Annotated in this window: 12 protein-coding genes; 8 read left to right on the top strand and 4 right to left on the bottom strand. The window is 48.4% G+C overall.

Annotated features, from left to right (window positions below; genetic code table 11):
* A partial coding sequence (locus tag AOQ57_RS08345; RefSeq protein ID WP_235789028.1) for an FAD-dependent oxidoreductase occupies positions 1 to 726 on the top strand: 726 nt, incomplete at its 5' end.
* 10 nt (positions 727 to 736) lie between these two features.
* Positions 737 to 1,291 carry a hypothetical protein gene (locus AOQ57_RS08340; protein ID WP_235789027.1) on the top strand — a complete coding sequence of 185 codons (555 nt, stop codon included), beginning with the start codon at positions 737 to 739 and terminating at the stop codon, positions 1,289 to 1,291.
* An 86-nt stretch (positions 1,292 to 1,377) separates the two neighbouring features.
* Here the strand turns inward: AOQ57_RS08340 and AOQ57_RS07075 are convergent, their stop codons facing one another.
* Together AOQ57_RS07075 and AOQ57_RS07070 are read right to left on the bottom strand one after the other, a co-directional pair.
* Complete coding sequence (locus AOQ57_RS07075; protein ID WP_093626568.1) at positions 1,378 to 2,331, bottom strand: AraC family transcriptional regulator; 954 nt, start codon at positions 2,329 to 2,331, stop codon at positions 1,378 to 1,380.
* A gap of 14 nt (positions 2,332 to 2,345) precedes the next feature.
* Positions 2,346 to 3,161: an oxidoreductase gene (locus AOQ57_RS07070; RefSeq protein WP_093626566.1), complete on the bottom strand. Its 816-nt coding sequence runs from the start codon at positions 3,159 to 3,161 to the stop codon at positions 2,346 to 2,348.
* Positions 3,162 to 3,479: 318 nt separating this feature from the next.
* Between AOQ57_RS07070 and AOQ57_RS07065 the strand changes: the two genes are divergently transcribed.
* The 4 genes from AOQ57_RS07065 (at position 3,480) to AOQ57_RS07050 (ending at position 9,757) form a co-directional block, all read left to right on the top strand.
* Positions 3,480 to 5,822 carry a nitric-oxide reductase large subunit gene (locus tag AOQ57_RS07065; protein WP_093626564.1) on the top strand — a complete coding sequence of 781 codons (2,343 nt, stop codon included), beginning with the start codon at positions 3,480 to 3,482 and terminating at the stop codon, positions 5,820 to 5,822.
* A gap of 198 nt (positions 5,823 to 6,020) precedes the next feature.
* On the top strand, positions 6,021 to 6,341 hold the full coding sequence (locus AOQ57_RS07060; RefSeq protein WP_093626562.1) for a heavy metal-binding domain-containing protein: 321 nt from the start codon (positions 6,021 to 6,023) through the stop codon (positions 6,339 to 6,341).
* A gap of 172 nt (positions 6,342 to 6,513) precedes the next feature.
* Positions 6,514 to 8,499: an ABC transporter ATP-binding protein/permease gene (locus AOQ57_RS07055; RefSeq protein ID WP_093626560.1), complete on the top strand. Its 1,986-nt coding sequence runs from the start codon at positions 6,514 to 6,516 to the stop codon at positions 8,497 to 8,499.
* 178 nt (positions 8,500 to 8,677) lie between these two features.
* On the top strand, positions 8,678 to 9,757 hold the full coding sequence (locus tag AOQ57_RS07050; protein ID WP_093626558.1) for an acyltransferase family protein: 1,080 nt from the start codon (positions 8,678 to 8,680) through the stop codon (positions 9,755 to 9,757).
* 202 nt (positions 9,758 to 9,959) lie between these two features.
* On the opposite strand, the gene AOQ57_RS07045 is transcribed toward AOQ57_RS07050, so the two are convergent.
* Entirely contained in the window at positions 9,960 to 12,521 is a 2,562-nt protein-coding gene (locus AOQ57_RS07045; RefSeq protein ID WP_162200223.1) for an FtsX-like permease family protein, read from the bottom strand.
* Positions 12,522 to 12,530: 9 nt separating this feature from the next.
* Positions 12,531 to 13,232, bottom strand: coding sequence for an ABC transporter ATP-binding protein (locus AOQ57_RS07040; RefSeq protein WP_093626554.1), 702 nt, complete (start codon positions 13,230 to 13,232; stop codon positions 12,531 to 12,533).
* A 116-nt stretch (positions 13,233 to 13,348) separates the two neighbouring features.
* On the opposite strand from AOQ57_RS07040, the gene AOQ57_RS07035 reads away from it, so the two are divergent.
* Both AOQ57_RS07035 and AOQ57_RS07030 read left to right on the top strand, forming a co-directional pair.
* The gene (locus AOQ57_RS07035; protein ID WP_093626553.1) at positions 13,349 to 13,918 is read left to right on the top strand and encodes a TetR/AcrR family transcriptional regulator; all 570 of its coding nucleotides are present in this window, start codon (positions 13,349 to 13,351) and stop codon (positions 13,916 to 13,918) included.
* Positions 13,911 to 14,195 carry a hypothetical protein gene (locus AOQ57_RS07030; protein ID WP_157686488.1) on the top strand — a complete coding sequence of 95 codons (285 nt, stop codon included), beginning with the start codon at positions 13,911 to 13,913 and terminating at the stop codon, positions 14,193 to 14,195. Before AOQ57_RS07035 ends, AOQ57_RS07030 begins: the two co-directional genes overlap by 8 nt.
* Positions 14,196 to 14,255 lie beyond the last annotated feature (60 nt).

The raw sequence follows: 14,255 nt of genomic DNA, 5'->3' as shown, positions 1-14,255 counted from the left end.
GCAAAAAGAAAGGGAAAAGGTCAAAAAAAGAAGCACCGTAGGTGCTTGAGTGGGGGCTTTCCTCCCATCACTAAAGACGGGTATCCAGCCCATAATATATCAATGAAAACAGATGTTGTGATTGTCGGCTCGGGGTCGTCAGGAATATCAGCAGCCTTTGAATTATATGAAAAAGGGGTTCCTTTTGTCATGCTAGAAAAAGGTAATAAGGTTGGTGGTGCCGGCAAATTTGGTGCTCACGGGGTGTTTGCGATTAACTCCAAGCAACAGCAAAAATTAGGCGTGACATACGGATATAAAGAAGCATTTGAAGGCTTAACGTCTTACAATCATTATTTTGTTAATGGTGAGCTCTTATCTAAATTTTTAAAGTGGTCCGGAGAAAATATTGACCGCTTAGAGCGGATGGGGCTACCAGTCACCGTAGAAAAGAGTGAGCAAAAAGCCCATGAAAATGATCCGTTGGTTTACCATAAATTTAATGATTTTAAAGCGAAGATGGAAAATTGGGATCAGTTAGCTCAAAAGTTAAATTCAGGAAATAATCAGGTACTATTAGAAACCGAATTTAAAAAGGCTAATTTTAAAGATGACCATTTAGAATCGGTAATTGTTAATACAAAAGATGGCGAATTGGAAATCAAAGCCCCCAAAATTATTTTTGCGGATGGCGGATACTGTGGTGACAATGAGTTAATGCGCAAAAAAATATACCGATGCGGATGAACTGTTAAATTTGGGAGAACACAAATCAACCGGAGTTGGGATTAAAACTGCTCAAAAGCTAGGAGCTGATATTAACTACACCCCCGTTTTATTCGCACATGGTTGCGCCCCTAGTTATAGTATTAATCCTATGAAAAGAGATAGTAGTGTTGAGACATTAACTAACCTGCCGTTGTTGTGGATTGATAAAACCGGGCACCGCTTTGTGAACGAAGATGTTGTCTATGATTTTGCCATGTGGGCGAATGCGGCACATTATGTTGGCGGTAAATATTATGTAGTTGTTGATCAAAAGACTTTGGATTACTTCAGACAAAATCAGGTTAACTTGGAAGATACCTTTGAACGTCAATTTTGTGAGGTTGGTCAAACCCCAAGAGATTATGTTGGACCGTTAGAAAATATTCAAGTTGATTTTGACAATTGCGAAAAGAGCGGTGAAGTTGTTAAAGCTGATTCTTTGGCAGAATTAGCCAATAACATGATAGTAGTAAAAATGAGCTTAGCAAATTTGCTAGGCTCATTTTTTAGTTTGATGAATATTCTTATTTTTCCATATGCTTAACTGTATATTCGCGACGGCCGCCTGGTTTTGTAATCATGTCCTGCATCATCACATTGATCCACCGTCATTTTGCTTTATTTGATAATTTATGATAGTTGGAATTGTCCGACCGTTTGCCCGGTCCAACGTTTAAAAGCTCGCATGAAAGAGGAAGTCTCAGTGTAACCCACCAGGTAGGCAATTTCATCGGTTCTAACTCCATTACGCAAGTAAGTTTGAGCCATTTTGCTCTGGACCTTGGTTAGAACTGCCTTAAAGGAGGTACCTTCTTCCTTTAGCTTTCTTTGTAAGGTTCGGTTGCTCATCCCCAGTCGTTGTGCCACCACTTCAATCGTGGCTTGATTACCCGGCAGGGCATCTATAAGGACTTGTTGGACTTGGTCTTTAAGGACGCCCTCTTTTTCTAGTTGTTGAAGCTCCTGGTCTAAACTAGGGCTGAGGTATTTCCACATGATATTGTTCTCGGTCACAAACGCTTGTACCAAGTCCCTTTTCGCGAAAACCATTTGATTCTTGATGGAAAAACGCCCCTTAACGCCCAAATATTCTTCCACTACTGGCCCATATTTATAAGGTCCACTAATAACGCGGGGACGGATTTCTTGGCCACTACCTATCCGCAAGAGACTTATAACCAGGAGTTGCTCATTTAAAAGCATGAACCGGGGGATCGTTTCAACCTGGTAAGTGAAGGATAAGCTTACCTCTTGAGCTGATTCTTTCAAATCAATATCAACTGGCCCCACCAGCTTCTTATAGCGGGCAAAACGTTCTAGGGCGGTCATCCCATCCGGACTGGCCAGAGAAGCATAGAAAGATGGCACAAACTGTTGAAGGTTGTTGATGTTACTTAATTGGAGGAGTTGTTGGTCATCGAGTTCTTGATCTAAAACCTGCATAATTTGGACGTATTGATTGTTGTCCAAATCAACCTCTTTTCCCGCATTCATGGGTAATTTAGCCTTCTGCTGAATTGTGGTAAAGCTTAGTCCCAGTTGCTGAAACATATCCATAAATTGCTGGTTTAAATCTAGCTTCATCGTATTCCACCTTCTTAGGAAGCCCTAGAGATAATGAAGTCAAAGGCCCGGGTTGGTAAGATTGAGTGCAAGAAGACTAACGGCTTAGCCCCAAACCCAACTAAATAACGGGCCCTAGGTTTACGGGCGTTGGCGGCTTTTAACATGGTCTTAGCAATTACTTGGGGGTCAGATAAGAGGTTGCTGGAGTATTGACGGACCATCCCATCCGCCGTCTTGCTAGCTTGCTGTTCATAGGCCCCGCCCTTAGCTGATTTGCGTAAGTGGTCAGCTGCGATTAGGCCCCAAGGAGTTTTGATACCGCCTGGTTCAACCAAGATGACATCAATACCGAAGCTCTTGGTTTCCATTCGCAAGGCATCGGAGAAGGCTTCCAAGGCGTATTTTGTTGCGTGGTACCAAGCACCGAACATAGTGGTTAACCGCCCACCCATGGAAGAGACGTTAATGATTTTGCCTGACTTTTGTGATCGCATGTGGGGTAAGACTTCTTGGGTCAGGGCTGCCAGACCAAAGATATTTACGTCAAACTGACGCTTAGCTTCTTCGATGGTGACATCTTCCACCGCCCCATAGGAACCATAACCTGCATTATTAATTAGGATATCAATTCGACCTTCCTGATTAATAACTTCCGCGACGGCTTGCTTAATGGAGTCTTCATTGGTTACATCCAGACGTACGGCAGAAACACCGTATTGCTTTAGGTCATCCATAGCTTCAAGCCGGCGGGCAGCCCCGTAAACCTTAAAGCCATTTTCAGCTAAGAGTTGGGCTGTTTGGTGGCCAATTCCAGATGATGCGCCTGTTAATAGTACTACTTTTGTCATTTATAATTCCTCACTTGTTTTAATTGATGACTTTATTATAGCCAACAATTTCCGCCAAGTGGATAGCAATTTGCGACACCTTATTAACAAATAGCGCCAATTGATTGTCAAATAGTGTCGTTAAAGATTTATGCCCCGCTTCATGATTTGAAGCGGGCTTTTTTATGAAAACATTGGTAGCTCGCAATAATCGGTAAGGCGAGAAAATTGATCATCAATTTTGAGAATATAAAAATATTCCAGGATTAGTTGAAAACGTTGGTCGCTTAATGTAAACTTAATCTACTTTAATATTTTTTGGCTTTTGGGGGGATTGAGATGCCAAATCCATATCGGCGACTATCCAGGACTCTGATCGTGACCCTGGTTGTTGTCTTCTCCGTCTTGATTGCCGGGGGGCTACTTATCTTTAGGAATGAAGCTCCTCGTCCAGCCAAGATGGTTACTGAATCCGGAACGACGCTGGTTTCTAAAAAGCAGCTACTTTCTGGGCAAGCGATCTACGAAAAATATCAGTTAGCTGATTACGGAACCTATTTAGGGAATGGGGCTTACTTAGGGCCGGATTACACCGCTCAAGCCCTTCACGTTTATCTGCGTGGGATGTACCGTTACTACGCTAACGATTTGTATGGTAAGTCCTTTAACCAGCTAACCACGGTTCAACAAGAAGGAATCAAAGGGCAGGTTAAAAAGGAAATCCGGGTGAACCGTTATAACACCAAGGATAAGGAATTAACCTTAACAAAGGCTCAAGTGGCGGGGTACCGCTACTTAACCGCATACTACCGGAAGGCCTTCATTAACAACCCCAAGCAGGTTGGGCTGCCGGACAACATGATCAAGAATCACACTAATGAGTACATGGTTAGTGGGAATAAGGTTGATCAATTGACGGCCTTCTTCTTCTGGGGAGCGTGGTTATCCTCAACTAACCGACCAAGCCGTACCTACTCTTATACCAATAACTGGCCGTACGACCTCGATGCCGGTAACGTGATGACGCCAAAGGCCATGACGTGGACGGGGATCTCCGTAGCCCTCTTGGTAATGGGGGTTGCGATTGCCATCTGGGTTCAAAAGAAATATAACCTAGAATCCAAGGCCCAATACCAAAAGGATGTGCCGATTCTTGAACCGGATACCTTGCCGATTACCACTAGTCAACGTAAGACGGCCAAGTACTTTACCCTGGTAATGGTGCTCTTCTTAATTCAGATTCTCTTAGGGGAATTAATGGCCCACTATTACGTAGAAAACACCTTCTTTGGGATTCCGCTTCAAAACATCTGGCCGTTCAACCTCGCACACTCATGGCACCTCCAGTTAGTGATTTTCTGGGTGGCTACCACCTGGCTAGGCGCCGGGATCTACATTGTGCCACGGGTTCTCCGTAAGGAACCGGTCCGCCAGGGGGTTCTCGTTGACATTCTCTTCTGGGCCTTAATTGTCGTGGTCGGCGGTAGTATGCTTGGGGAATGGCTAACCGGCTTGGGTGTCTTGAATAAGGATTGGTGGCTCTTTGGTAACGGAGGCTGGGAATACCTTGAACTCGGGAAGTTCTGGCAATACATGCTAATTGCCGCCATGGTCCTTTGGATTATCATTCTAATGCGTGGCTTTGTTCCAGCTATGCGGCGGAAGGATAATTTAAGCCGGACCCGGTTGGTAACGATGCTCTTCTTAGGGGCGATCGCCGTTCCTGCCTTCTACTGTGCCTCAATCTTCATTATGCCCGACTCACACGTGACCTTCGCTGATTATTGGCGTTGGTGGATCGTTCACCTTTGGGTTGAAGGGATCTTTGAAGCCTTCGCTGTTATCTTGACTGGTTGGCTTTTGGTTGACATGAAGCTGACAACGATCAAGTCGACGATCCGCTCCCTCTACTTCCAATTAATCCTGCTCTTGGGATCCGGGGTAATCGGAACAGGGCACCACTACTTCTGGATGGGGGATCACTCCCTCTGGCTGGCCCTTGGGGCTTCCTTCTCCGCCCTTGAAATTGTTCCGCTTTCCCTCTTGGTTTGGGAAGCCTACACCCACTACCGGGTTTACCAAGATACTTATCACAACTTCCCATACAAGAGCACCTTCATCTTCTTGATGTGGACGGGAATTTGGAACACCCTTGGGGCCGGGGCGCTTGGTTTCTTAATCAACGCACCCGCTATCAACTACTTCGAACATGGGACCCAGTGGACGGCAGCCCACGCTCACGGTTCGATGGCCGGGGTTTACGGGATGTTCTCAATCGCTATTATCCTTTACGTTTTGCGTAACATAACCGTCAAGGAATTCTGGACGGCTAAGATGGAGAAGGCGATTCGCTGGTCGGCCTGGCTACTTAACATTGGTTTAGCCGGGATGGTCTTTGCCACCCTAATGCCGGTTGGGCAACTCCAATTGGCTGACGCCTTAAAGAACGGCTACTGGCACGCCCGTCAGATATCCTTCTACCACGAAAAGGTAATCTCGCTCCTTCTCTGGGGCCGGATGCCGTGGGATCTGATCTTTACGGCGGGGGTAGTTATTCTACTGGTAGTTTGTTGGCGCGCCCTCTTCCACTTAAAGAAGGCCAATAATAAGGCCGCTGCCGAAGAGTACGAACGGTTTGCGGTTGCTGAGACTAAGAGCCAAGCCAACGAAATTGACGAATAAGGTGGCTTCAACTTAGAGATTAAAAATCGCCTTATGACTTTGGTGAGTTATAAGACGATTTTTTTGAGTACTGTTTAACGGCGGTCATAAAGCATCGGAAAGGGCAGGAGGGTTTGGTACGCCCCCTACCATTGAGTCGTTAATTATGCGATAATTTCGGTAAGTAGCACAGCACAGGATTGAAAAGGAGATTCTACCATGTTAGTGACAACAACCGAAAAGATTCCGGGTCAGGAATACGAAGTGATTGGCGAGTGCTTTGGGGTCACTACTCAGAGCCGTAACCTTGTTAGCAATCTTGGTGCCGGTTTTAAAAATATTGTCGGTGGTGAAATCAGGGGCTACACCAAGATGCTGACGACCTCACGCCAAGAGGCGATTAAACGGCTGACGGATGAGGCGGCTTCAATGGGTGCCGATGCCGTGGTAATGATGCGTTTTGACTCTAGCTCGATTGCCTCGGATATGCAGTCAGTGGTTGCTTACGGGACGGCCGTAAAATTTACCGAAAAAAATTAGGGGCGCACCCCTTTAAATTAATGTCGAACGATATGACCATTCCACCACTAAGGGAGTGGTCTTTTTGCATTGAAATTAAGTAGTAAATTTAATTGATATGATATTTAAACCGGGTACAATGAACACATACTTTTAGCATACTTGATTAGAGTCAAGAGAATGGAGTCGTTATATGGCGTATTTAGAACTCAAAGACATCCATAAATCCTATTACCTGGGGAAGGAGGAATTCCCGGTCTTAAAAGGGATCGACCTTAAGTTTGACCTCGGGGAATTTGTTTCGATCCTTGGGGAATCTGGAGGTGGGAAGTCGACTCTGATGAACATCATTGGGGGCTTGGACCGTGAGTTCAGCGGGGAAGTGATTGTTAACGGTAATAAGCTTGATCACAGCCAAGAACAGCGCATGGACCGTTACCGGCGCGACGAGGTTGGTTATATTTACCAGTCCTACAACCTAATCAACCACCTGACGGTGACCGAAAACGTCCGTCTGTCGTTAGATATGACGACGCTAAGTACCAAGGAGGCTACCGAACGGACGAGGGACCTCTTAAAGCGGGTTGGTTTGTTAGAACATGCCAAGAAGTACCCAAGCCAGCTGTCTGGTGGCCAAAAGCAGCGGGTAGCAATCGCCCGGGCCCTGGCTAGCGATCCCAAGATCATCATCGCCGATGAACCAACCGGCGCCTTGGACGCGGAAAACACCGAAGACGTTTTAAAGATTTTAAACGAGATCGCCGCTGAAGGACGGTTAGTGATCGCCGTCACCCACTCCCAGCACGTGGCCGACTCCGGAACCCGGATCGTACACCTGGCCGAGGGGCAAATTGACGGTGATGAGCGGCTCCGGCCAGCTTACCCGGTTAATGATCAACAGCGTCGTCTGACCTCCAAGCCCCTATCTTTAAGGACCTCGATATCGACGGCCTACAAGCACTTTAAGTTTCACTTTGCTCGCAACCTCTTGATCGTGGCCGGAACGGCGATCGGTCTGTTTGCCGTGATCCTGTTCAACGGGCTGGGGAACGGGGTTCAAGGCTACGTCAACAAGCAGGTTAATGACATGGTTAACCCCCGTTCGGTGATCGTTACTCAATACGTAAAGGGCAGCGACAGTGGGACCGAAGAATCCAGCTCAGCCAGTCAGCAGTCGATGATGGCCGAGTTGAGTAGGGGCGCCACCGTTTTCAAAAATAGCGATATTCAAAAGATTAAGGATTTGAGGAACGTTTCAGACGTTCAAAAGATCTATTCGGCCGTTAACGTTATGATTGCGTCTGGTAACAAGAGCACTGTTGCCCAGACCTTGACCAACTGGAACAATTCAAGCACCAATTCCTCCATTAAGTACGGTCACAAGCCGGGGGACGGTGAAGTGGTTCTGGATCAAAATACGGTTGCCAAAAAACTTCGCAAGGGCAGTGGCAAGAGTTTGATCGGTAAGACGGTTGACCTATCTTACGCCGCTCAAAACAGCCAGGGTCAGCAGGTAACCGTTAAATTTACCGCTAAGGTCGCTGGGATCTCCAGCAGCTCGGCCGGGACCAGCTACATCAACACCAAGACCCTACTTAAGGCCATGGAAGACCAAAACGTGAAGCCAAATCCTAGTTCGCTGGCTGTGACAGCAAACACGATGGAAAACTCTAAGAAGGTCGCTAAGCAGATCAACAAGATCAAGACCGCTAATAAGCGCGTCTTCACCGCCAGCGCCGTTTCGTCAATGATCTCTAGGATTGAGACCTATATCAGCCTGATCACCAATATCTTGGCTGGGGTGGCCGGCATCTCACTTTTGGTCTCCGCCTTAATGATCATTGTGACCATGTACATGTCGGTGGCTGACCGGACCAAGGAAATCGGGATCTTACGGGCACTTGGTGAAAGCAAGAAGGATATTCGCCGGATGTTTATTGCCGAATCGTTGATCATTGGGGTGTTCTCGGCGATTATAGCCACCGTAATCGCCTTTATTGCTCAGGTTGGCTTTAACGCCGCGTTGAGTAGGATTGCAGCCTATGCCTTCATCCAAATCACCTTTGGCAATGTTGTGACCGTCTTTGTGATCGCCCTGATTATTTCCTTATTAGCAGCCTGGCTACCAGCACGGCACGCCGCTGCTCTTAACCCGATTGATGCTCTGGCGGTCGACTAACAATTAATTCCTTAGAAAGTCCCGGACCGACGTTGCCATTCGGGAAGTGGCAACCGAAATCATTCGCTTTTACCACGCCCAGTTAAAAGGGGACTTGTCAAAATTAACGTTAGGGGATTAAAATGCTGTTAAGTAACATCCTTGTTGCTACTCACAATTCAACAATGGATGTGATTACGTGCCTAAAAAAATCCGAATTGCCGATATTGGTGATTACCTCAAGGTTTTCGCCTGTACTGCGGTGATGATGCAACCAACTATCTCCTTGGTACTGGCGACCAATCCTGATCACCAGACTCAGTTTACCCTGGGGATTATCTATAACCTAGTTAAATACACAGCCCCCGCCTTTATCTTCGGGATCCTTTATTCGACCACCCGTACCCATGAAGGTGCCGGGGTTAGGCAATATCCCGCCTACATGAAGGGGGCCTTTCAAAGCCTGTTTGTCCCTTCCTTTTGGTGGACCCTGGTTTACTTAATCGTTATGCCTTGGGTCCAGCAGGTTGCCGCTTATCATAATGCTGGCTCCTTTATCTGGAACTTTGTTAACGGAAACGCCGCCCCTCATTTGTGGTATAACACCATGATGTTGCAGTTCATCATCCTAATGCCCCTCTTTTGGGCCCTGGCCCGTTTGGTGGAGCAACAACCGCAACGGGGGATGATCGTGGCAATTCTGACAATTATCGGCTACGCCCTGTGGCTGGATTTCTACACCCTAATGGCTAACCACGGGGATTGGTACCTCTTGGACCGCTTCTTCGTTTCCTTTAGCATTTACGGAGTCTTGGGGGTTCTAGCCGTTAAGTTTGCGGACCAGGTCAACCACTGGCTTCTCAAGTTTTGGTGGCTCTCCTTAACCGTACTTGGTCTGGCCTTTCTTTGGACCAATTACGAACTGGACCAGGCAGGGTTTCCCCTAAACCTAAGCAAGGCTGATTACTACAAGCCGTCAATGACTCTTTACTCCTTAGCGGTAATTGCCTGCGTGGCCGCTTTATGCCTGTATAACACCAAGCGCCACCACGATCGAATGTTAAAGGCAATGCACTACCTGGCCGCCTTTGCTTACAAGGCCTACTTGTCGAATATCTTTTGGCTCCAGATTGTTTGGCACCTCAGTAACCGCGGAAACCTTCATACCGCTCACCCGCTGGGGACGTTATTCTTATGCTGGGCTGTTACCTGGGTCCTTTCCTTTATGTCGGCGGTGGGGCTCAACCAGCTTTGGTCACGTTTCAAAGCGTTGTGGTAACGATCAAGACCGTCTATCGTTTCATCTTGAACGGTAGGCGGTCTTGATTAGTTGTGTTAACGTTGGTAGCACTGGTAGAGGAGCGGAGAAGATCGCGTTTCTCGTCGCACAAAAAAGCCTCCCGGCTGATGAAGGGTTCTAGAATTGTTAGGCACAAAGCTAACCATTCTTAAGACCTCCTAGCCGGGAGACTTTTTTACGTTTAGTCTACGGATTTTAAGGCGTCGAGCATGTTAACCCGCTGGATCTTACGGTGCATGATAAAGGCTAAGATGAGGGTGATCACGGCGGGGATTACCGTTGAGATTACGAAGTTGAGGGGATACATGGAGTTATCAAACATGGCATTATCCGGTGGAAGATTGATCATGATGAAGGAGTGTAGCCATATCCCGAAGAAGTAACCAAGGAAGATTCCGAGAATCGTTAAGATGATCGTTTCCCGGTAAATGTACATGGTCACCTCCCGGTCGAAGAAGCCGAGGACCTTAATCGTTGACAGCTCCCGGATCCGCTCGGAAACGTTGATGTTAGTCAGATTGTACAAGACAACTACGGCTAACAGCGTGGCGATGGCAATCAGGACCACAATGACGGTGTTTAAACCATTAATGGTATTGCCAATCAGTTCCTTATTATTGAGGTTCAAGGAGGTGGAAGCAGCGGCACCAGTCTGGATAAAGGCGCTCGCAACCTTTTTAACGTTGGCACTAGAGTGATTTTTGAGGGTCACTAGCTGGGCATTGGTCCGGTAAGTTTGCCCAGTTGCCTTTTGGTAGGCGCCTCTGCTCATGAAGATAAAGTGGCCCATGTACATTTGGGCGATCCCTTCCACCTTAAAGGACTGCTTTTGCCCGTTGACGTCCTTTAAATAAATGGTGGCGCCCTTCTTAGCGTGGAGCAGGGTGGCCATCTTTTGGGTCAGGATAACACCGTTTGCTGGCAGGTGCATCTCCTTACCGGAGCTGGCCGAAAGCGTCGCTACCGACTTATTAAAGTCCTTCGTGGTGCTTGGCACAATCATCGTTACCGCCTGGGTGCTTTGGTTTTTACCGACCACCCGGTGGTACTGCTGGGTGTAAACGGCCTGGTGGTGGGTAACCTTATCTGAAGCAAGCAGATCATTAAACTTTTGGTTCTGGTCACGCGTCGGGGCCGGCTTTTTAGCCACCAGCATGTCATACTTAATGATCTGACTGTACTGCCGATCGGTGATTCCGGCCAAGGAGTCGCGGATTCCGATCCCCATCACGAGGAGCCCTACACACCCGGCGACCCCAAAGATAGTCATGAGCGCCCGGCTCTTGTAACGGAAGAGGTTACGGAAGGTAACCTTGTTGTTAAAGGAGAGCCGTTTCCATAGGGGCGTTATCCGTTCAAGCAAAATCCGGCTCCCGGCCTTGGGTGGCTTCGGCAGTAGCAAGGCCGCGGGCTGTTCCTTAAAGTTATGGCTCAGCGCGTACAGGGCGGCCACGGTCGTCGAGCACAGTGCAATCACGACGGCAATGGTTAGGTAGGTCCAGGAGAACTTGAGCGTGAGCCCGGTAATTGTTGAACTAGCGGCGTAGGCCTTGAAGATGATTTGAGGAAGAATGGTGAAGCCACCAGCCGCCCCCAAGACAATCCCGAGGCCACTGGCCAAGAGGCTGTACAATAAGAATTTAAGTGCAACGTCAGCATTGCTGTATCCTAGCGCCTTAAGGGTCCCGATCGTGATCCGTTCTTCTTCGACAAACCGCATCATTGTCGTTAAGGCCACCAGGGCAGCAATGGCGAAGAGGAAGGTCGGAAAGACGTTGGCTAAAACGTCAACCCGCTCGGAGTTGGAGTGGTAGATTTCATAACCCGGGAAATCACTACGGGTGTTAACCGTGTAGGAGGGGTAGCCGAGGTTTTGAAGCTGGTATTCTTGCTTGGCAAGCCGGCTGGCGGCCTCCTTTGCCTGGTCGGCTAGAGCCGGCTGCAGAGCGGCTGCCTGGTTTAGTTGGGTTACCTGGGCTTTGGCCTTCGTTAAGGCTGCTTGTTCGTTCTGGTACTTAGCTGCCCGGTTTTTATTTAACGCCGAAAGCATCTTTTTCTGGTGCTTATTCATCAACTTCGTGTAGGAGGTATCATAGGCGTTTAGGCGCCCAGCGTCTTTGTAACTAATCCGGGCAATGTTATATTCACCCATCGAAAAGGCGCCCTTAGTGGTGACGGCAAAGCCGTTCAGTTGGCCAGTCCCGACGTCGGTCTGGCCGAAGTTGTTATGGCTGATAAATTCGGCTGACTTGACGAAGCCGACAATTGTAAACTTGGTCTTGGCTAGTCCCTGGCCGTTTTGCAGAGTAATCGTTTGACCGCGCCGGTACTTCCCCTTAAGGGTACTGTTGAGGGCAATTTCCGTGTTAGTTTTGGGTAACCGACCTGCGATTACACGATAGCTTGAAAGGGCGCCGGACTTTGAAAAGACCCTAACACTGTTGGAACTCCCCTTGATCTTGGCGTCGGTGAAGTAGCCGTAGTCGACGTCCTTGACGTCCGCTTGGCTTTTGATCGTTTTTTGGTCGGCCCGGTTGAGCCCAGACGCCGAACTAACAGTCATGTCGGCTAGGTGGGTTTGGTTAAAGTAATTTAACCCGGTTTGGCGCATATCTGGCCCGGTAACCTTAAGGCCGATAAAGGCGAAGGTTCCCAAAAAAATCAGCAAGACCAGGGCGATAAACCGCCCGGACGATTGACCAATTGACTGCCAGGCGTCCTTCCATAACATTTTTTTGCTCACGATCTTCACCTACCATTCCAAGCTTGCGATGTCTTGCGGGTGGTCCTGGTGGGTAATTTGCTTAACCTGGCCGTCATGGATGTGAATGACCTGGTCAGCGATCGGGGCCAAGGCGGCGTTGTGGGTGACGATCAAAACGGTCGACCCCTGCTTGCGGCTCATGTCTTGCAGAATCTGCATCACGGCCCGGCCGGTCTCAAAGTCTAGCGCTCCGGTTGGCTCGTCACATAACAAGAGTTTGGGCTTTTTGGCCACCGCCCGGGCGATCGCGACCCGTTGTTGCTCACCGCCGGATAGCTGAGCGGGGAAGTTATTGAGCCGGTTAGCCAGGCCGACACTCTTTAGGGCCTCTTCGGCTGATAGGTGGTCAGGGACAATTTGGGAGGCCAGTTCGACGTTTTCTAGCGCTGTTAGGTTTGGAACCAGGTTATAGAATTGGAAGACAAAGCCAACGTCATTCCTACGGTAGGCGGTTAGCTCCTTAGCCGATAGCTGGGCGATATTTTGCCCGTCGATGATCACATCCCCGCTGGTGTTGGTGTCCATCCCGCCTAGGGTGTTAAGCAAGGTCGACTTTCCGGCCCCCGACGTCCCCAGGATGATTACCAGCTGGCCTTTTTGGACCTCAAAGGAGATATCCTTGTTGGCGTAGATCGTTTCATCGCCAGATGGATAGGTCTTGGTATTATTTACTACTTCAATATATGCCATTCTCAAAACCTCTCTCTTTAATTCGACATATGTTTATTTAATAAGTCGATTGTAGTATGATGAAGGCGATGAAACAAGTTACAGATTCGACAATGTGTTGAAATAAGGAGAAAGAGATGACAGCTACCCGCCGAACACAAACCAAGGCCCGCCTGTACACGGCCTTCATTGAGCTCCTCAACGAGAAAGGCTTTAACAAGATCACGGTCAAGGAATTGACCAGCCGCGCCCGGGTTAACCGGACGACCTTTTATAATAACTACACTGATATTTATGACTTTGAAGCCGGGGTTGAGCGGCAGATTTTCACGACAATCCGGGAGCTTTTACGCGCCGATCAGCACCATAAATTGGCCCCGACTAGCATTCAGGCGGTGGCCGATTATATTAGGGAGAACGAGGCGGTGATAACGGCAATGGTTAACGGTGGCCTTGAAAAACACATGGAGACCATCCTTAAGCGAGAACTGGTCTCGATCATGGAGGATTTCTTGCAGGCCGATTTCAGTACGGCCGCGCTTCTACCCGCTAAGTATGTTCGCACCGTTTTTGCCAGTGAGATTAGTGCGGTGTTCATGCTGTGGATCAGGGAAGGGATGGTCGAATCTAGCGCTGAGTTGGCTGAGATCTTGGCCGTCATCTGCGACCACCCGCTTAAAGAAATCGTGTGTCCCGCTCATGACTAGGCTAATGCAGGGCTTGTTGATCGGCATCTTGGTCCTTATTATCGGGGCCAACTTGGGGACCGATCTTGGCCAAATTAGTGGCGCCCTGATGGTGGTCGGAGCTGGCCTGGTGGCCGGTCCCGGGGTAGCGAGGTGGTTGAATCGCCTGCCCAAGCGGGGCCAGCACCTCTTCTTTTGGGGGATATTCGGCTTAACCATGATCATTGAGTTGGCGGTTCTGACCTTTCTACCGGTCAGTGTCATTGATATATTATGGGCTGGATACCCGTCACTTTAGTGATGGGAGGAAAGCCCCCACTCAAGCACCTACGGTGCTTCTTTTTTGACCTTTTCCCTT

It is taken from the genome of Limosilactobacillus gorillae (genome assembly GCF_001293735.1).
Classification (GTDB): domain Bacteria; phylum Bacillota; class Bacilli; order Lactobacillales; family Lactobacillaceae; genus Limosilactobacillus; species Limosilactobacillus gorillae.
The sequence above is the reverse complement of the archived record's forward strand: the minus strand, read 5'-3'. Positions and strand labels throughout refer to the sequence as shown.

Excerpts from the sequence above, each read along its gene's own strand:
- AOQ57_RS07075 (WP_093626568.1), bottom strand. The coding sequence starts at position 2,331 with ATGAAGCTAGATTTAAACCAGCAATTTATGGATATGTTTCAGCAACTG.
- AOQ57_RS07070 (WP_093626566.1), bottom strand. The coding sequence starts at position 3,161 with ATGACAAAAGTAGTACTATTAACAGGCGCATCATCTGGAATTGGCCAC.
- AOQ57_RS07065 (WP_093626564.1), top strand. The coding sequence starts at position 3,480 with ATGCCAAATCCATATCGGCGACTATCCAGGACTCTGATCGTGACCCTG.
- AOQ57_RS07060 (WP_093626562.1), top strand. The coding sequence starts at position 6,021 with ATGTTAGTGACAACAACCGAAAAGATTCCGGGTCAGGAATACGAAGTG.
- AOQ57_RS07055 (WP_093626560.1), top strand. The coding sequence starts at position 6,514 with ATGGCGTATTTAGAACTCAAAGACATCCATAAATCCTATTACCTGGGG.
- AOQ57_RS07040 (WP_093626554.1), bottom strand. The coding sequence starts at position 13,232 with ATGGCATATATTGAAGTAGTAAATAATACCAAGACCTATCCATCTGGC.
- AOQ57_RS07035 (WP_093626553.1), top strand. The coding sequence starts at position 13,349 with ATGACAGCTACCCGCCGAACACAAACCAAGGCCCGCCTGTACACGGCC.
- AOQ57_RS07030 (WP_157686488.1), top strand. The coding sequence starts at position 13,911 with ATGACTAGGCTAATGCAGGGCTTGTTGATCGGCATCTTGGTCCTTATT.